Source organism: Rhodococcus sp. NPDC060090, from assembly GCF_042729855.1.
Classification (GTDB): domain Bacteria; phylum Actinomycetota; class Actinomycetes; order Mycobacteriales; family Mycobacteriaceae; genus Rhodococcus.
Map to the genome: position 1 here is coordinate 60,378 of NZ_JBHWXB010000009.1, position 17,433 is coordinate 77,810.

A 17,433-nucleotide genomic window follows, 5' to 3' on the forward strand; every position below is an offset into this window, starting at 1 on the left:
CTCGTGACTTGTGGAAACTTCTGCTCGCACGGCGACACCGAACGGTGTCACGATCGCCTACCGGGCTTCGGTGCCTCACAGTGCCGACACGGGTGTTCCGGTCGTGCTGGTGCACGGCATGGGCGGCGACGGACGCACCTGGGACCGGCTCGCCCGGCGGCTGACCGCCGCCGGGCGCCGGGTGGTTGCTGTGGATCTGCGTGGGCACGGTCGCAGCGCTCGTGCGTCGTCGTACCGATTCTCCGAGTTTGCCGCCGATGTCGCCGGGCTGTGTGAGCACCTGGGTTTCGACACGGTGGATCTGGTGGGACATTCCCTCGGTGGACATGCCGGGTCGCTGATGGCGCAGCAGTATCCGGGGTTGGTGCGCAGGCTCATCCTCGAAGAAGCGCCGCTGCCGTTGCGCGAGAACGATCCGGTTCCGGAGATACCGTCGCACCGGCCCACTCCCGCGGAACTGTGGCACGCCACGACCAGTATGGTGCTCAATCCGCGGGCGGTCTTCGCGTTCGATCGGTCGATGACCGAATCCGTGATATCTCAATTCCGCACCCCGAATCCGATGTGGTGGGAGGAACTTCCGGCACTGAAGTCTCCGACGTTGCTGCTGCGCGGGGTGCGTCGTGGCAGCATGGTCGATCCACATCTTCTTGCCGACGCGCTGTCACTGCTCCCGAACGGTGCGGTGCGGGAGGTTTCGTGCGGACACAGTATTCATCGCGATCGGTCTGCAGAATTCGTGGCGACGGTGCTGTCCTTTCTCGTCGACTGACCATTCAGGCTTGGCGACCTCTGCTCATCCGGTGGTGGTGTCGAGGGCGGTTGGCCAGCCCGGTGTGAAGGGTTCGACCTCTGGTGCGGTGGTGAGGATGTCACCGGGAAAGGCTAGTGGCTCGGACCGCCGGAGCATGTTTGTGCAGTAGTCGACCAAATTTTGGTCGAGTGGATCGCTGATATCGAAGAACCAGTCGTCGAAATCAACAGATTGTTCGATAGCCCACCCTTGTAGGGTATTCCAATTCGGATGGGCAGTCCTTGTGCTGAGATCGAGTGTTGGTACGACGATCGGAGAATCGGTTCGGGTGACTATGATAACCGTTATGCTGCTGCCCGGATCTCGCACGGTCCATGTATTTTGCGTGGGTTCGGCGATGTTTGACCGATCTTCGCAGAAAGTGACGCGAGTGACATCGCGTCCTATCCGGTCGGTGAGCGTGCTGACATCGATGACGTGGTTGTGAATCGTGCCTGTGCGAGGAAATGCTTCTGTAGTCTCGGCCACGTTGTACGGCGCGGCATCGATGAAGCCAGAATATGTGGGATGGACGCTACCTGAACTGTAGTAGAAGTCCTCCGATTCCTGGAATGCGCGGACCGCCTGGAGTTCGACGGATTCCAAACTGATTCCGGGGTCAGCGGTCCATCGATGCGACAGGTTCTGCGTTTCAAAATTCGGAGAGTTGGGCGACTCCTCCATCGCAGTCGGGGGGGTCTCCGATGGAATCTCCGGACGGGATTCGACTGTGGCGCATCCTGAGCACAGGGCTGTGCAAACAAGCGCAATGATCGCGACGTTCTTCATGTGGACTTACGGGACAAAGTTGATGGTGGGCGCAACATCCCGGTAACTGATCAAATACTCCTCATTGTAGTTATCCGAATAGTCGGTGCCGTATTCGGCATTCAGCGCAATTGTGATCATCTTTCGAATTGTTTGAACGGAGTGACCAACGGAATCGGTGTATTTATTCTCGGATGTCCCGTCGGCAGAAAGGATCCCCACTGCGGTGAGATTTTCTACTGCGGAAGGGTGTGAGGGTGGTCCGTTCATTTCGACGAGATAGCGCGCAACCCTCAAATCGTTCTCCGCGGAGATTGCCGAGTCGTTCAGAATGAATGCGCTGTTCTCTGTCGGTGTTTCGGGGATCGTGAAGTGGTCGCGCACGATCGGGTTCAGCATGTCCATTGCCAGGCCGGCGGTGAAGTTCGTGGGAACGAACGATGCGATCGTGTTGCGCATCATCGTGTATCCGGTGTCGTATGCCTGGTTGCGGCGTTCCGCGACGAGATTCTGGATGTTCTCCTGGTCGCGGGTCTGTTCGAGGGCGGCGTTGTAAATACCGGTGTCGATCAGGGCTTGGATATGGGCGGTGTTCCCGGCCGCGGCGGTGTTCGGTGAAATCATGCCGTACTCGTCGGGTTCGATGAGGCTGCGCACGAACTGCCGGTCGTATGCTTCCTGGAATGTCAACGCCCCGCCCATGAATGTCGTGTTCGCGTCGGCGCCGGTCGACATCAGCGAGAAGACGCGCTGTGCGTGGACGAACCGCTTGTCTCCGTCGTCACTCGATTCGACTGCGCGCAAGGTCCATTCGCTGCTATTCGTATCGATTCCGGCGAGATGCGGGATGTAGCCGACAAGACCGCTGCTCATGGCGTGAAGCAGGGCCGGGTTCGCCTCGCCCAGATCGGACGTGTCGGAACCGTGAATATCCATGAGCCGCGTGTAGTTCTCGGCGTGCGAGACGTACTGCACCAGTCCGAGTGCGGCGCGGTCGGCCTGGTCTCGCCGTGCGACCGCATCGGCGTCACTCGGGTCGGTCGCACCGATGGCCTCGTCCGTCATCCACGATGTCATCCGGCCGAGCGAGGCACCGTCGTCACCCCAGTCGTGGGTGAACAACGGGGTGAGGATGTCGTCGCGTTGCGTGTCGGGGGTGCCGTCGCCGTCGAGGTCGCCCGTGAGGATGTGTGTGTTGACGTCATTGTTGCGGGTAGCGATATCGAGCAGGGGTTCGCCGAGATCGGCCGGGGCCGACCATGACGTGGACGTGAACGGGGTGTGGTGCGGCGCATCGACCAGACCAACCTGGGCGGAGGCCGCCTGAACGAGTTCGACCCCGAGGCGTGATCCGGGTACTGCGTCCGACGCCGCGACGGCCGCCCAGAAATCGTTCTGCTGCACCACCCGTCGGACGTAGGTGCCGTCGGGATCCAGAAGGTGCTCGGCGTGTGCGGCCGCGGCTGCACCGGGTACCGATTCGAGTCGTTCACGCTCGAACGGCGACACGGATCCGAGGAACTCGTCGAGTGTTGCGGCGGGAGGTGTCGACGGCTCCAGTTGCGTCAGTGCTCGCACATCGTCGGGGAGTCGCTCCCAGCCGCCCTGTGCGCCGCCCGCGTCGAAGACCTGCTCGTGCGACACGATCAGGACACCCGAACCCAATGCTTCCGCGGCGGCTACCGCCTGCGGCCCGCCGTCATCCGTGAGGGCGCGATGGAGGGCCAGGAATCCGTCGACACCGCCCTCGCGATACAGGTCTTCGAGATACTGGACTGCTCCGGTGGGGAGCGTGCGGACGTCCTGCCCTGCCGCGAGGTCGGCGAGTGCTGCTGGATCGAGTCCCGCCGCTGTCAGGTTGGACAACAGGCGGCCGATCTCCTCGCCGGTGAGTTCACCATCGTCGAACATCTTCCAGTCGTGCGCTGCTTCGTCCGGTGAGAACGAGGCGGCACGTGGTGTCACCTCGATCAGCTCGGAGACCGCCTGAACGATGCGTGCGGCGTAGTGGTCGTCGATTTCTCCGAGACCGACGAGGTGAGTGCGGATTGCGTCGGCGTGCTCCGCCGCCGTGCGCTCACCGGGCTTCGTGTCCACACCTTCACCGGTGATCGCACCGGAATCATCGACGGTGAAACCAGCACGTTCGGCGTCGTCGATCGCGTTGTTGATAGTGCGGATCATCCACGACAGTGATTCCTCTGCACGGCGGATCAGACCGGCCAGTGCTTCGAATTCTCCGACCACGGCGCCGATGCAACGCTGTTCGCGGTCGAGGTGGTGTTCGCAGGCCTCGGCCGCCCGGCCTTCCCAGTGGTGCCGCAGCGTCGACGCCGCTCCGGAAAGCTGGGTGCGGGTGGTGTCGAGGCCGGCGGCCGCGTCGTCGACGGCCGTCGCGTGGTCGGAGAGCACCGAAGGCATCCAGCGTCGAGCGTGACCGAGCTGTGGGATCACTCCGGAACAGCCGCGGCGAGTTCCGCGGCCAAATATGCGTCGGTGTGCTCGTAATCCGCACCGACGCGATCGAGGGTATCGGCCAACGACCACGCACGGTCAGCGATCATCGAGATCGCACGCCGCATCGCGGCCTCGGCCGAGCCCAGCGCCGTCACGATCGCCGCGCCACCGCTGAATCCCTCGGCAGCTCCCGCGACGACTCCCCGCGTGTCGATGCGGCTGACGGTCTCCGCATTCGAATCGAAAGAGACGGATACAACGCGAATCTCGTCGATGTCGGCTCTGATGGTGTCTTCCATCGTCTCCCCCGGGGCGTTGGTAGTGCGAACACGATAGCGCACGCTCTGCGCGGTCGATCTCGATGCCTGCTCTTCAGGCCCTCACCCTGGAGTGGACTGACCGGAGAACGTAGTGCGCAAGCACAGTCCTTCAGGGCCGGGTTAGCGCATCAATCATGTCGGTGGTCGTGGCTATGGTCCCGCTGTGCAGCTTCGATACCAGTACCGCGTATACCTGACGCCCGGCCAGCAGGACATGCTGGCCCGGTCGTTCGGGTGTGCGCGGGTGGTGTTCAACGATGCGCTGCGTGCCCGGCAGGACGCGTATGCGGCCGGGGTGAAGCTTCCGGACACCGACGTGCAGAAACTGGTGGTCACCGAGGCGAAGAAGACCCCGCATCGGGCGTGGCTTGCCGAGGTGGCGTCGGTGGTGTTGGTGCAGGCCTGCCAGGACGCGCGGCGCGCGTACCGGAACTGGTTCGACTCGATGTCGGGGAAGCGGAAGGGCCGCAGGATCGGGGCGCCGCGGTTCCGGGCCCGCAAGGACAACCGGCAGGCGATCCGGCTCACGCGCAATGGGTTCGGTATCCGAGGCAACCGGAAGTTGTATGTGGCGTGGTCGCGGGAGCTGCCGACGGAGCCCTCCTCGGTCACGATCATCAAGGATGTGGCGGGACGGTACTTCGCGTCGTTCGTTGTCGAGACGACCGACGATCCGCTGCCGGAGTGCGGCGCGGAGGTCGGTATCGACCTGGGTTTGACGACGTTCGCGGTGCTCTCGGACGGCAAGGTCATCGAATCCCCGAAGTTCCTCCGCCAGGCCGAACGGCGGTTGAAGAAGGCGCAGCAAGCCCTGTCCCGCAAGGACAAAGGCAGCAACAACCGGGCCAAGGCACGCATCCGCGTCGCCAAGGCCCACGCGAAGGTAACCGATGCCCGCAAGGATTGGGCGCACACACAGTCCACGGCGATCATCCGCGAGAGCCAAGCGGTGTTCGTCGAGGACTTGTGTGTCACCGGTCTGGCGCGAACGAGGTTGGCGAAGTCGGTGCACGACGCCGGGTGGGGCATGTTCACCCGCATGTTGGAGGAGAAGGCCGCCCGGTACGGGCGCACCTTCGTGAAGGTGGACCGCTGGTCCCGTCGTCCCAGCTCTGCTCGATGTGTGGGGTGCTCGACGGGCCGAAACCGCTCTCGATTCGGGGGTGGCAGTGTGCGGCGTGTGGGTCGGTCCATCACCGCGACTTCAACGCTGCGAAGAACATCCACGCCGCAGGACGTGCGGAGTGGTTAAACGCCTGCGGATGGGCTGTCAGTCCTTCCGTCTGACGGGAGGCGAGTCCCGGTGAAACAGGAACCCACCGGAGTGGGGCGTAGCGCCGCAGGAGGAATCCCGGTCGTTTACGGCCGGGAGGACGTCAAATACGATCGGGTCATGTCCTTGTCCTCACCCGACCGGAAGCTTCTCGCCACCTCCGCACTGTTCGTCGTCTCGCAGGCGAACATTGCCCGCGTCCTCGGTTCCACCGCGCTGACCGTCGGCACAGTGCAGACGACGTTCTCGGCGTCGAAGTACAGGAAGATCCTCGACAATCTCGGACCCGCCGAACTCTCCCGCTACCGGGAGCACTACTACTGGGACATGTTCCATCCGCTGACCTTCGCTGTGGCGCTGAGGGCCGGTGCGCGCGCACTCGATCACCACAGGCCGCTGTCGCCGGTCGTGCGCAGAGCCCTGCTCACCGCTCCCGTTGTCGCCGCGGCAGGCGACTACGCGGAGAACATCACCGGCCTGTACCTGCTCGACCACCGCGACAAGATCACCGACGAGAGGGTGCGCGCCGCATCCACGATCAGCGTCACCAAGTGGACGCTCGCGGTCGGCTGCCTCGCGTACCTCTCCCAGGGCTTCCTGCGAATCTGGGCGCAGGCGGGGATCCGGCGTCTGCGTCGCACCCGCTGACACCGTCGCCGCTCGACTTTCTTCGGTTGTGCGGGCAGGACACAATGGCGACGTGACCACCGCTGCCCCCACTTGTTCTGCGCTGTCCGCCGTCGACGAGCCGTTGCCCGGCACCACTGCGACAGCCCCCGGCTACGTATGCCTGGAGTTCCCGTCGGCCTGGGGTCGCGACGTGCTCGACGGCACTGCGCTCGGTGCAGACTTGGCAGGCGAACTCTCCGCCCGCGCGGATACGGCCGGGGTACGGATCATGTTCATCCGGCGTCCGGGCCGCGACGTCCCGCGACCGGCGAAGACCGTGCTCCTCGCTCGTACCGAGCCGGACAATGTGTGGTGCGAACGTCTCGAGGTCGGCGACCCGGCCGATTTGCTCGACATCGTGCCGCGCGTGGTGGCCGGACCTCCTCCGGGGCTGGGGGAGACGCTGTCAGGCCCGACCGTGCTCGTCTGCGTGCACGGCAAACGCGACCAGTGCTGTGCCGTTCTGGGCCGTCCGATCGCGTCGGCGCTGCAGGCCGAATTCTCGGACTCGGTGTGGGAGTGCTCGCATACCGGCGGGCATCGATTCGCTCCGTCGATGATCTTGCTGCCCACCGGATATTCGTATGGTCGTCTCGACGCCGCGCAGAGCATCGAGGCTGTGCGCGCGGCTGCGCGCGGTGAGGTGTATGCCCCTGGCCTGCGCGGCCGCAGCGCGTGGGGAGCGGCAGGTCAGGTCGCCGAACTCGCGGTCCGTGACGTCGTCGGCGATACCTCGATGGGAGCCTTCACCGTCGACGAGACCGGAACGGAACTGTTGGTGCGCCACCGCGACGGCCGGACGTGGCGGGTCGACGTCGAGACCCGGGAGCTTCCCGCCCGGCCTGCGAGTTGCGGTGCCGTACCGAAACCGGTGCGTCCGGTGGTCGCGACGAAGGTCACCGCGCTGTAGATGTGTCGATGACCAGGTGGCCGGTTGCGCCAGAAGTAGTGCTAGTGCCCCAGTCCGACCTTCTCGTGGACCTTCTTCATCCACTGCGGCGCCCACCAGTTGGCTTCGCCCATGAGCTTGATCAGCGACGGCACCAGCAGCATGCGCACGACGGTCGCATCGATGATCAGGGCGATGATCATGCCGACACCGAGGAATCGCATGATCGACAATCCCGAGATGGTGAACGCACCGGTCACCACGATCAGCAGCAATGCTGCGGAGGTGACCACACGTCCGGTGCGTGCGATGCCGTACTCGACCGCTTCGACCGTCGTCGCTCCTGCCGCCCGCGCTTCGACCATGCGCGACATCAGGAACACCTCGTAGTCGGTGGACAGGCCGAACACCACGGCGAGGATCAGGACGACGAATGTCGGTTCCAGCTCGTTGGGCACCACATCGAGAAGTGATGCGCCGTGTCCGAGCTGGAACACCCAGGTGAGCACACCGAACGTCGCGGCGAGGCTCAGGCCGGCCATCAGCACCGCCTTGATCGGCAGCACCACCGACCCGAACGCGAGGAACAGCAGGATCAGGGTCGAGACCACCATGATCAGAACCATCCACGGCAGTGCGTCGGAGACCGCGGTGTTGGCGTCGTCGACCAGCGCCCGGCTCCCGCCGACGAGAAGTTCGGTGCCGTCCGGGACCGGGATCGCCCGCAGTTCACCGGTGATCTCGCTGGCCCGATCGGTGCCGTCCACGCCCTGCGCGTAGATCGCCTGCACCACCGCCACGTCGTCCTGCTGCCCCACAGTGACGACCTGTGAGATGCCCTCGACACCGGCAACCTCGCGCGACACCGCGCGGATGGCCTCGGGGTCCGTGGCCTGCCCGCCTTCGTCGCGTAGAACGAGCGTCGGGCCGTTACCGGTGCTCGGGAACTCGTCGAGGAGTGTCTGGGTTGCCGCACGCGCAGCACTGTCTTCGGGCAACGCGGTGTACTCGACCTCACCGAACTGGGCCTGGAGGACCGGAGTGGCGAGGAACAGCAGGCCCGCGGTGATGGTGATCGCGATGATGGCGGGTCGCTTCATGACCTTGCGTACGAGACTGCCCCAGAACTTGCGTGCGCGTGCCTCACTGCGTGTCGAGGCCTCGCGGTCCCAGGTCCACGCGTTGATGCGGTGGCCGAGGAGTGCAAGCACTGCCGGCACCGCCGTCAGCGACAGGACGGCCGCGCTGAACACCGAGGCCATCGCCCCCAGACCGAGCGATCGGAGCACCGCCTGCGGGAAGACGAGCATGCCGGCGAAGGCACAGATGAGTAGGGCCGCCGAGAACATCACGGTGCGCCCCGCGGTCAGCATCGTTCGTTTCGTCGCGGCGGTAGGGTCCGACCCGGATGCGAGTTCCTCGCGGTACCGGCTGACGATGAACAGCCCGTAGTCGATCGCCAGACCGAGACCGATCAGCGACGTGATGTTGAGCGCGTACGACGACACCTCGGTGACCGTCGACAACAAGCGCAGCGTCGCGAGCGAGGAGAAGATGGCCAGCACACCGACGAAGACAGGGACGGCCGCGGCCACCACGCCACCGAAGATGAGGACGAGCAGGACGAGTGTCACCGGGATCGCGATGACCTCGGACTTGACGAGATCATTCTCGAGGGTATGAGTGAATTCGATGGAGACGACGGTGTTGCCCGCGAACTGGGATTCGACCCCGGGCACCTCGAGCTTGTCGAGGGCCGATTGGAAGTCGGCCGACGTCACGCCCGAGTTCGTGCCGAGCGTGATGGTTGCCGCCACACTTCGCCCGTCGGTCGAGAGCAACAGCTGGTTCGTCGGCGGCGGTGCCGTCCAGTACGTCGTGATGGCCTCGGACGGGTATTGCTCGTCGAACGCGGTGAGTGTCTGCTCGATATCGGGCCGGATGTCGTCGACGGTGCTGCCCTCAGGCGCGGTGTACATCGCGATGATGTCCGCAGTCTGCGACCCGAACGTGTCGTAGATGATCTGCTGGGCCTGCATGGCTTCACTGTCGGCGACGTAGTAGCCGGAGCCCGACAGCTTGCCGAACACACCGATGCCCCAGGCGCCGGCGGCGAGAACGACGAGCAGGACCACGGCGAGGACCCACCGGCTTCTCGTCACGACGATCTCGGCCCAACGATTCATACGTACTCCCGGTTCGCTCGGTGCTGCCGAACGGCAACTGTAATCGCGAGCGATACCGGGGTGGCCCTCGGTGGGGCGGGAAGAGGAGTTGGGTGGACCGACGCGCCGGATGCCTCACGGCACGGGGCGCAACGTGGTTCCAGCCGGACGGTATTCCACGAAGGCAATTCACATTGGCTCCGGGGCGTACGCGACGCGTCGATCCGAATGGGTCAACGCGGTCGCACGAGAATCTATTCCGCGAGCCCCGTTGTGCGACGCAGCGCACACCCACCTACCCGGTGTGGCTCTCTCCGCCGTGGTCGTGGTGGGCCGAGTGGATGGGAAGGACGCCCACCTCTTCGACCTCATCGGCGCCGACGACCACGAACTGGCCCATCATGCCGTCGTCCTCGTGCCGGAGCAGATGACAGTGGTACATGTACGGAATGTTGGGGTCGGTGTGGCCGTCGAACCGCATGAGCAGTCGCACCGTGGTGCCGGGCGGTACGTAGACGGTGTCCTTCCTGCCCGTCAGTGTCGGATGGTCCGCTGGCATCCCGGTTGCCTCGACGACCTGGAACTGCACGTCGTGGACGTGGAAGTTGTGGACCATCCCGCTCACGTTGTCGATCTCCCACAGTTCGGTGGTGCCGGCGACGACGACCTCGTCGATGCGGTTCATGTCCATCTTCGAACCGTTGATCTCGGTGGTGCTCGTGAGTTCGAAGGAGCGTGTGACGGTCGGCTCACCGAGGTCTTCCAGCGTCGCCAAGTGGTCCGGGACCGACTCGTTCGATTCGAGAGTGGCGGCGGCACGTAGTTCGAGAACGTCGAAGCTGTCGTCGCCCCCAGAGAAATGGGTCTGCCAGAGGTCGGCGCGCAGGTCGGGCGGGGTGCTGCGGAGCACATTCCGGGTACCTGCGGGTACCTCGACGACGATCTCCGCTCGTTCGCCGGGGGAGAGTTGGAGGCTGCGGAGCGTCACAGGTGATTCCAGGAGCCCGCCGTCGGTGCCGATCAGATCGAACGGCAGACCGGTGTCGAACGAGAAGTTGTAGATGCGTGCGTTCGATGCGTTGAGCAGACGCAGCCGGACGCGTTCGGTGGTCACGTCCAGGAAAGCGCCGGGGGTGCCGTTGACGAGGATCTCGTCGCCGAGTGTCCCGACGTTGGCGAAGACGGCGCCGTCCTCGTCGAGTTGGTTTCCATTGAACTTCTTGTCCTGCACGATCACCGGGATGTCGTCGACACCGTACTCGTCGGGGAGCACAGGTCCGTCCTGGTCGTCGACGAGGAACATGCCCGCGAGACCTCGGTACACGTGCGAGGCCGTCGAGCCGTGCAGATGCGGGTGGTACCAGAGGCTTGCGGCAGGCTGATCGATCGTCCAGTGCGGAGACCAGGTGGCGCCGGGTTCGACCGTCTGGTGGGGGCCGCCATCCATCGCGGCGGGCAGATGCATCCCGTGCCAGTGCAGCGTGCTCATCTCGCCGACCTCGTTGGTCACGTTCACCCGGACGTTCTCACCGCGCTCGGCACGCAGGGTCGGGCCGAGGTAGTCGCCGTTCACGCCCCAGGTCTGTGTGTCGGGCCCGTGCCCCAGGTCGCTGGTGCCGCGCTGCATGGTCAGGTCGAACACGCGTGTCCCGTCGTCGGCGACCGTGCTCTCCGCGAGTGGGGGGATCTGCACCGGCCGGTCGAACGTCACCTGACCCGTCGTGTCGATCGAGGTGGTGTTCCAGAAGTAGAGACCGACTGCCGCTGCGCCGAGGATCAAGGTCATACCGACCGCGAACGAGGTCGCCACGATCCGCCCGAGTAATTTCACACCTTCGATCCTGGTCGTCGTCGCGTATCGGCACATCAGGTGTGGCACCCGATCTTCGGATCGGGGATGTCCCCTACCGGTGCTGTGATCACAGGAGAAGCCCTTCTGTATGTGCAGTCGAGTGGCTGAGGTCCGTGATCAGGCCTGCACCGAATCGAAAGAGCCGAACATGAGCGAGATCGACGAACTGCGGGCGTCTTCGATGCCGTGCCGCACATCGAGGTCGACGGCGACGAGGCAACCGGCCGCAGCTACGCTCAACATCCGTTGGGACGCTGACGCCGACCGGTTCTGGGTCGCCCGGGTCTCGGCCGATACCTGGCGTCGGGTTCGCACCCCAGGCGGGTGGCGCATCGCCGAGCGGATCAACGCGAACGTCGACGGCACCGCCGAACATCGGGAGATGCTTGCCCCGGCCGACGAGTGAGTCCGGCGATAGAGTCGATTCATGCGTATTCATCTCGGTCCCGGACGTGACGATCATCTTGCGAACGCGATCGTCGAGGGTGGGGGCACGCTCGTCGGACTCGACGACGCGGACGCCCTCGTGTGGGACGGCGGTCCCGACGACTTCCCGACGGATCTGCCCGACCGGATCCGCCTGGTGCAGCTCACCTACGCGGGCATCGAACCGTTCTTCCGGGCGGGCCTGATCGACGATCGTCGCCTCTGGGCGAATGCGTCCGGTGTGTATGCCGACAACGTCGCCGAGTACGCCGTGGGGGGTCTGCTCGTGGGACTGCGGCAGTTCCACTCCTCGTTGGCGGCGAAGAGCTGGCGCAAGGACGACATCGATCCGCGGGTGCGGACACTCCACGGCGCGACCGTCGCGATCGTCGGGTGCGGCGGGATCGGCCGGGCCATGATCCCGCGGCTGCACGCTCTCGGTGCGGAGGTGGTGGCGGTCAACCGGTCAGGTCGCCCCGTCGACGGAGCGAAGGTGACGCTGCCGTCTGTCCGCACCCGTGAAGTGTGGTCCATGGCAGATCATTTCGTGATCGCGGCGCCCGCGACCGAGGACACCGATCGTCTCGTCGACGCCGCTGTGCTGGAGGCAATGCCCGACACCGCGTGGCTCGTGAACGTTGCGCGCGGCAATCTCGTCGACACCGACGCACTCGTCGATGCGATGCGAGAGGGGAAGATCGCCGGTGCAGTGCTCGACGTGACCGATCCCGAACCCCTGCCCGACGGTCATCCGCTGTGGGATCTCGACAACGTCGTGATCACTCCGCACATCGCCAACACCCGAAGTCATCTGACCGAGAATTTCGCGCCGACGCTGCGGGAGAACGTACGCCGGTTCATCGCGGGGGAGGAGTTGCTCGCTCGGGTCGAGCCGAGCGCCGGGTACTGACAGGCAGGGCTGCGATACCTGTGTCGAGATCGATGCCGAGCGGGGGAGCCCCCGTGGAGTGGTCCTGTCGCGACGTCTGCTGCCGGTGCTGCTCCTCGACGACATGCTGGTACGCCGGCGACAGGAACGATTGCATCTCCCCGAACACGCCGGCGCTCGTGCCTGCGGGGCGGTTGCGGTCGCGCCAGTAGACCCAACCGCGCCGTTCGGCGAACAGGCCGAGACGATCGATCGCGAACATGAGCAGCAGCACAGTGACGATTCCCACGGCGGTGTACACGAGGCGCTCCTTCGGTGGCGGTCCGTTTCGACGATACGTGCTCGGGTCTTCGACTGAACTTTCCTCCCGTCACACGGGTTTCCGTTGGTTCAGAACCTCCGGGAACCCGCGAAGCAGGAGGAAAGATGAGTCGAACATATGTACGATTGATCAAAAGTGTGGCATCGGAGGTGAAGATGGGGTGGAGCAACGGGCCGCCGACCTGGTCCGAAATGGAGCGTGTGCTGTCCGGTCGGCCTGCTCCGGTGTACCCCGGCGACGGCAGCGACGCCCCCGCCTGGTCGCGCACCCGCCCCGACTACGAGGGGAGGGTGCAGCTGCCCGCCGGCCCTGTCGTGCCGTACGCCGAGCTGCACTCGCACTCGGCCTACAGCTTCCTCGACGGTGCCTCCACACCCGAAGAGCTCGTCGAGGAGGCGGTCCGGCTGGGCCTCGACGCGCTCGCGCTCACCGACCACGACGGCCTCTACGGCGTGGTGCGATTCGCCGAGGCTGCGCGTGAACTCGACATGCGTACCGTCTTCGGAGCCGAACTGAGCCTCGACGACGCGCACTTGCTCGTCCTCGCACGGGGTGAGGAAGGGTATCGACGTCTCTCGCGACAGATTGCCGCCGCGCACCTGGCCGGAGGGAAGAAGAACACACCCCGCTACGACTATGACGCTCTTACGGAGGCCGCCGGGGGGCATTGGCAGATCCTCACCGGATGCCGCAGAGGGCATGTGCGGCAGGCTCTCGACACGGACGGGCCGGCCGGTGCCGACCGCGCTCTGCGCGAACTCGTCGACCGATTCGGAGCCGAGCGCGTCACCGTCGAACTCACCTGGCACGGCCTGCCTGACGACCACGAACGGAACAGCGCTCTCGCGGAACTCGCCGGGCGATACGGGCTTTCGTGTGTGGCGAGCACAGCCGCACACTTCGCCGCCCCGGACCGGCGCAGACTGGCGATGGCCATGGCCGCCATCTCCGATCGGCAGAGCCTCGACCTCGCCGCGAGCAGGCTCCCTCCGGCCGGCGGCGGCCACCTGCGGTCGGGCGCGGAGATGGCGAGCCTGTCCGAAGCATTTCCCGGCGTCGTACAGGCCGCCGCGGATCTCGGCCGCGAATGCGCCTTCGACCTGCGTCTCATCGCGCCGAAACTGCCACCGTTCGACGTACCCGACGGGCACACCGAACAGACGTGGCTCCGTGAACTCACCTACGACGGGGCGCTGCGCCGATACGGACCACCCGAACGCTATCGGGAGGCCTATCGGCAGATCGAACACGAACTCGCCATCATCGGGCAGCTGGACTTCCACGGATACTTCCTTGTCGTCCACGACATCGTGCAGTTCTGCGTGAGCAACGACATCCTGTGTCAGGGAAGAGGGTCCGCGGCCAACTCCGCGGTGTGCTACGCGATCGGCATCACCAACGTCGATCCCGTCGGCAACGGTCTGCTGTTCGAGAGGTTCCTGTCGCCGGAACGAGACGGACCACCCGACATCGACCTCGACATCGAATCCGACCGTCGTGAAGAAGCCATCCAACATGTCTACGAGAAATACGGACGAACCCACGCAGCACAGGTGGCCAACGTCATCACCTACCGCGGCAAGTCCGCGGTGCGCGACATGGCGCGCGCGCTCGGCTATGCGCAGGGTCAGCAGGACGCGTGGAGCAAGCAGGTCAGCCGCTGGAGCGGGGTGACGACAGAAACCGACACCGACATCCCCGAACCGGTGCTCCGGCTCGCAGCTCAGATCGAAGGCCTGCCGCGGCACCTCGGCATCCACTCGGGAGGGATGGTGATCTGCGACCGTCCCGTCGCCGACGTCGTCCCGGTCGAATGGGCCCGCATGGCCGGTCGCACCGTTCTGCAATGGGACAAGGACGACTGTGCCGCCGTCGGGCTCGTCAAATTCGATCTGCTCGGCCTCGGCATGCTCTCGGCGCTGCACTACATGATCGACCTCGTCGCCGAACACGAAGGCATTCACGTCGATCTTGCGCAGCTCGACCTGTCGGAGGAAGCCGTCTACGAGATGCTGCGTCGCGCAGATTCCGTCGGCGTGTTCCAAGTGGAATCGCGCGCACAGATGGCGACGCTGCCGCGGTTGAAACCGAGGCACTTCTACGACCTCGTCATCGAAGTGGCGTTGATCCGCCCGGGGCCCATCCAGGGCGGATCCGTGCACCCGTACATCCGTCGGCGCAACGGACTCGAACCGGTCGTCTACGACCATCCGTGCCTCGAGAAGTCGCTCGAACGCACCCTCGGGATACCGCTGTTCCAGGAGCAGTTGATGCAGATGGCCGTCGACGTCGCGGGTTTCACCGCGGCGGAAGCCGACCAGTTGCGTCGCGCGATGGGATCGAAGAGATCTCCGGAGAAGATGGAACGTCTGCGCGACCGGTTCTATCGGGGCATGCGCGAACTGCACGGTCTCACCGGGGACGTCGCCGACCGCATCTACGAGAAACTGTATGCGTTCGCGAATTTCGGTTTCCCCGAAAGTCATTCGCAGAGTTTCGCGTCGCTGGTGTTCTACTCGTCCTGGTTCAAGCTGCATCACCCCGCGGCGTTCTGCGCGGGTCTGCTGCGTGCGCAGCCGATGGGGTTCTACTCGCCGCAGTCGCTGGTGGCCGACGCCAGGCGGCACGGTGTGGTGGTGCACGGCCCTGACGTCAATGCGAGTCTTGCTCACGCGACCGTCGCGAACAGAGGTCAGGAGGTGCGCCTCGGATTGGGAGAGGTGCGATACATCGGCGACGACCTCGCCGGACGGATCGTCGAGGAACGACAGGCGCACGGTCCGTATCTCTCACTGCTCGATCTGACCGCCCGCATCGAACTCTCCACGCCTGAGGCCGAAGCACTCGCGACGGCCGGTGCCCTGTCGGGTTTCGGTGCCACCAGGCGAGAAGCGCTGTGGGCGGCCGGGCCTGCGTCGACGCAGCGCGCGGGCCGGCTACCCGGTATCGGCGCGTCTTCCCCGGCTCCCGCGCTGCCCGGCATGAGCGACATCGAACTCGCCGCCGCCGACGTGTGGGCCACGGGTGTCTCACCCGACAGCTATCCGACGCAGTTCCTGCGCGACCGGCTCGACGCCCTGGGGGTGGTCCCCGCATCGCGTCTACTGCAGGTTCCGGACGGGACGCGCGTGCTCGTCGGTGGCGCTGTCACCCATCGGCAGCGGCCGGCGACCGCGGCCGGCGTCACCTTCCTCAACCTGGAGGACGAGACCGGCATGGTGAATGTGGTGTGCTCGGTAGGGCTGTGGGCGAGGTACCGGACCCTCGCACACACCGCGCCCGCGCTGCTGGTGCGCGGACGGGTCCAGAACGCGGACGGCGTCGTGACGGTGCTGGCCGACCGGCTGCAGCGGATGGATCTGCGAACATCGGTGAAGTCCCGAGACTTTCGATAGCATCGCGCCCCATGAGACGCCTGCTGATCGTTGTGTTCCTCGCGCTGGTCGCGTTCGTTGCAGCCGCGTGTGGTGAGGGAGGCGGCAGCGACTCGGGACCCATGACGGGTTCGGGACCTGCGATGTCGGAGTCAGCGCCATCGCTCTCCGACGGCGCTCGCTCATCGGTGCCCTCCGCCGAGGCGACACCCGACCGGAAAGAGGTCGTGACCGGGCGCATCATGCTCACCGCCGACGACCCCGTCGCGACCGGTCGTGAGGTGGCCACCATCGTGGAAGCCGCAGACGGCCGCGTCGACTCGATCACCGAACGACCCGAGTCGAGCAGTGTGCTCACCGTTCGTGTTCCCGCGGACGGGCTCGATGCGGTGATCGACGATGTGCGGCAGCTCGGCCGCGTCACGAGCCTGACCACGAGCCGCGACGACGTCACCCTGCAGTACACCGACCTCGAGGCACGGGTCGGCGCCCTGCGCGCTTCGGTCGACCGGTTACGAACGCTCATCGAGACGGCTGACAACACCGCCGACGTCATCGAAGCGGAAAATGCCCTGGCCCAGCGTCAGGCAGACCTCGACAGTCTCGAAGCTCAGCGTCGGCAGTTGGCCGACATGGTCGATCTGTCGACGCTCACCGTCGACATCAGCACGCAGCAGCGACCGTCGGACAGCGACAGCTTCTGGGACGGCATCGTCGAAGGCTGGAACAGTCTGTGGACGACCCTGGGGGCCGCGGTGGTCGCAGCGGGTGTCGCGCTACCGTGGTTGGCGTTCCTGATCGTGTGCGCCGGCATCATCTACCTGGTGGTCCGGTTGATCGCCCGATCGGGACGGTCTTCCGCCGGAAATCCCGGCGAAGCCCCCGACGAGAGGACCGACAACGATGCGTGAGGTCGATCTGGCTGCACTGGAAACCGCACTCGCCGAGGGAGCGCCCGTCATCGACGTGCGCGAACTCGACGAATACGTCCAGGTGCGGGTGCCGGGCGTGATCCACATTCCGCTCAGCGACTTCGTCGCGCGGGTCGAGGAGATCCCCGCGGCCGAGACCGTGTACATCATCTGTGCGGTGGGCGGACGTAGCCTGCAGGCCGCCGACTACCTGTCCGGTCGTGGAATCAACGCCGTGTCCGTCGCGGGTGGCACCGACGGCTGGCAGCAGTCGGGCCGACCCGTCGAGAGCGGCGCGTAACCGGTGGAGAACTGTGGAATGTGA

At 65.4% G+C, this 17,433-nt stretch carries 15 protein-coding genes and 1 pseudogene; 10 read left to right on the top strand and 6 right to left on the bottom strand.

Annotation, left to right across the window (positions count from 1 at the left end):
• The first annotated feature begins 10 nt into the window (after window positions 1-10).
• On the top strand, window positions 11-772 hold the full coding sequence (locus tag ACFWCF_RS13990) for an alpha/beta fold hydrolase (protein ID WP_378562206.1): 762 nt from the start codon (window positions 11-13) through the stop codon (window positions 770-772).
• A 24-nt stretch (window positions 773-796) separates the two neighbouring features.
• Here ACFWCF_RS13990 and ACFWCF_RS13995 read toward each other — a convergent pair whose 3' ends face one another.
• Genes ACFWCF_RS13995 through ACFWCF_RS14005 form a run of 3 tightly spaced genes read right to left on the bottom strand, consistent with a single transcriptional unit; the run spans window position 797 to window position 4,317 of the window.
• Window positions 797-1,582: a hypothetical protein gene (locus ACFWCF_RS13995; protein ID WP_378562209.1), complete on the bottom strand. Its 786-nt coding sequence runs from the start codon at window positions 1,580-1,582 to the stop codon at window positions 797-799.
• 6 nt (window positions 1,583-1,588) lie between these two features.
• Entirely contained in the window at window positions 1,589-3,982 is a 2,394-nt protein-coding gene (locus ACFWCF_RS14000; protein WP_378562212.1) for a hypothetical protein, read from the bottom strand.
• A gap of 29 nt (window positions 3,983-4,011) precedes the next feature.
• Complete coding sequence (locus ACFWCF_RS14005; RefSeq protein WP_378562215.1) at window positions 4,012-4,317, bottom strand: hypothetical protein; 306 nt, start codon at window positions 4,315-4,317, stop codon at window positions 4,012-4,014.
• Window positions 4,318-4,552: 235 nt separating this feature from the next.
• Here ACFWCF_RS14005 and ACFWCF_RS14010 point away from each other — a divergent pair.
• The 4 genes and pseudogenes from ACFWCF_RS14010 to ACFWCF_RS14025 form a co-directional block, all read left to right on the top strand.
• Window positions 4,553-5,428, top strand: a pseudogene (locus ACFWCF_RS14010) (RNA-guided endonuclease InsQ/TnpB family protein); the annotation flags it as partial.
• Between the two features lie 29 nt (window positions 5,429-5,457).
• Entirely contained in the window at window positions 5,458-5,625 is a 168-nt protein-coding gene (locus ACFWCF_RS14015) for a zinc ribbon domain-containing protein (RefSeq protein ID WP_378562217.1), read from the top strand.
• Between the two features lie 106 nt (window positions 5,626-5,731).
• On the top strand, window positions 5,732-6,259 hold the full coding sequence (locus tag ACFWCF_RS14020; protein WP_378562220.1) for a hypothetical protein: 528 nt from the start codon (window positions 5,732-5,734) through the stop codon (window positions 6,257-6,259).
• Between the two features lie 52 nt (window positions 6,260-6,311).
• Window positions 6,312-7,190 (top strand): sucrase ferredoxin, encoded by an 879-nt coding sequence (locus ACFWCF_RS14025; RefSeq protein WP_378562222.1) that lies wholly within the window; start codon window positions 6,312-6,314, stop codon window positions 7,188-7,190.
• A gap of 41 nt (window positions 7,191-7,231) precedes the next feature.
• Here the strand turns inward: ACFWCF_RS14025 and ACFWCF_RS14030 are convergent, their stop codons facing one another.
• Together ACFWCF_RS14030 and ACFWCF_RS14035 are read right to left on the bottom strand one after the other, a co-directional pair.
• A complete protein-coding gene (locus ACFWCF_RS14030) occupies window positions 7,232-9,355 on the bottom strand; it encodes an MMPL family transporter (protein ID WP_378562224.1) in 2,124 nt (707 codons plus the stop codon).
• 274 nt (window positions 9,356-9,629) lie between these two features.
• Window positions 9,630-11,201: a multicopper oxidase family protein gene (locus ACFWCF_RS14035; protein WP_378562585.1), complete on the bottom strand. Its 1,572-nt coding sequence runs from the start codon at window positions 11,199-11,201 to the stop codon at window positions 9,630-9,632.
• Window positions 11,202-11,334: 133 nt separating this feature from the next.
• Here ACFWCF_RS14035 and ACFWCF_RS14040 point away from each other — a divergent pair, with 133 nt between their 5' ends.
• Both ACFWCF_RS14040 and ACFWCF_RS14045 read left to right on the top strand, forming a co-directional pair.
• A complete protein-coding gene (locus ACFWCF_RS14040; protein ID WP_378562227.1) occupies window positions 11,335-11,592 on the top strand; it encodes a hypothetical protein in 258 nt (85 codons plus the stop codon).
• A gap of 21 nt (window positions 11,593-11,613) precedes the next feature.
• Window positions 11,614-12,522, top strand: coding sequence for a D-isomer specific 2-hydroxyacid dehydrogenase family protein (locus tag ACFWCF_RS14045; protein ID WP_378562229.1), 909 nt, complete (start codon window positions 11,614-11,616; stop codon window positions 12,520-12,522).
• Here the strand turns inward: ACFWCF_RS14045 and ACFWCF_RS14050 are convergent.
• Window positions 12,470-12,802 carry a DUF6191 domain-containing protein gene (locus ACFWCF_RS14050; protein WP_378562232.1) on the bottom strand — a complete coding sequence of 111 codons (333 nt, stop codon included), beginning with the start codon at window positions 12,800-12,802 and terminating at the stop codon, window positions 12,470-12,472. The genes ACFWCF_RS14045 and ACFWCF_RS14050 overlap by 53 nt on opposite strands.
• A gap of 176 nt (window positions 12,803-12,978) precedes the next feature.
• Here ACFWCF_RS14050 and ACFWCF_RS14055 point away from each other — a divergent pair, with 176 nt between their 5' ends.
• From ACFWCF_RS14055 to ACFWCF_RS14065, 3 genes are read left to right on the top strand one after another with little or no spacing between them, the layout of a single operon-like run.
• Window positions 12,979-16,218: an error-prone DNA polymerase gene (locus ACFWCF_RS14055; RefSeq protein ID WP_378562587.1), complete on the top strand. Its 3,240-nt coding sequence runs from the start codon at window positions 12,979-12,981 to the stop codon at window positions 16,216-16,218.
• A gap of 11 nt (window positions 16,219-16,229) precedes the next feature.
• Complete coding sequence (locus tag ACFWCF_RS14060; RefSeq protein WP_378562235.1) at window positions 16,230-17,108, top strand: DUF4349 domain-containing protein; 879 nt, start codon at window positions 16,230-16,232, stop codon at window positions 17,106-17,108.
• On the top strand, window positions 17,101-17,409 hold the full coding sequence (locus tag ACFWCF_RS14065; protein WP_378490833.1) for a rhodanese-like domain-containing protein: 309 nt from the start codon (window positions 17,101-17,103) through the stop codon (window positions 17,407-17,409). The genes ACFWCF_RS14060 and ACFWCF_RS14065 overlap by 8 nt, the downstream gene beginning before the upstream one ends.
• The last annotated feature ends 24 nt before the right edge of the window (window positions 17,410-17,433 follow it).

Excerpts from the sequence above, each read along its gene's own strand:
- ACFWCF_RS13995 (WP_378562209.1), bottom strand. The coding sequence starts at position 1,582 with ATGAAGAACGTCGCGATCATTGCGCTTGTTTGCACAGCCCTGTGCTCA.
- ACFWCF_RS14000 (WP_378562212.1), bottom strand. The coding sequence starts at position 3,982 with ATGCCTTCGGTGCTCTCCGACCACGCGACGGCCGTCGACGACGCGGCC.
- ACFWCF_RS14005 (WP_378562215.1), bottom strand. The coding sequence starts at position 4,317 with ATGGAAGACACCATCAGAGCCGACATCGACGAGATTCGCGTTGTATCC.
- ACFWCF_RS14015 (WP_378562217.1), top strand. The coding sequence starts at position 5,458 with ATGTGTGGGGTGCTCGACGGGCCGAAACCGCTCTCGATTCGGGGGTGG.
- ACFWCF_RS14020 (WP_378562220.1), top strand. The coding sequence starts at position 5,732 with ATGTCCTTGTCCTCACCCGACCGGAAGCTTCTCGCCACCTCCGCACTG.
- ACFWCF_RS14030 (WP_378562224.1), bottom strand. The coding sequence starts at position 9,355 with ATGAATCGTTGGGCCGAGATCGTCGTGACGAGAAGCCGGTGGGTCCTC.
- ACFWCF_RS14035 (WP_378562585.1), bottom strand. The coding sequence starts at position 11,201 with ATGTGCCGATACGCGACGACGACCAGGATCGAAGGTGTGAAATTACTC.
- ACFWCF_RS14040 (WP_378562227.1), top strand. The coding sequence starts at position 11,335 with ATGAGCGAGATCGACGAACTGCGGGCGTCTTCGATGCCGTGCCGCACA.
- ACFWCF_RS14045 (WP_378562229.1), top strand. The coding sequence starts at position 11,614 with ATGCGTATTCATCTCGGTCCCGGACGTGACGATCATCTTGCGAACGCG.
- ACFWCF_RS14055 (WP_378562587.1), top strand. The coding sequence starts at position 12,979 with ATGGGGTGGAGCAACGGGCCGCCGACCTGGTCCGAAATGGAGCGTGTG.
- ACFWCF_RS14060 (WP_378562235.1), top strand. The coding sequence starts at position 16,230 with ATGAGACGCCTGCTGATCGTTGTGTTCCTCGCGCTGGTCGCGTTCGTT.
- ACFWCF_RS14065 (WP_378490833.1), top strand. The coding sequence starts at position 17,101 with ATGCGTGAGGTCGATCTGGCTGCACTGGAAACCGCACTCGCCGAGGGA.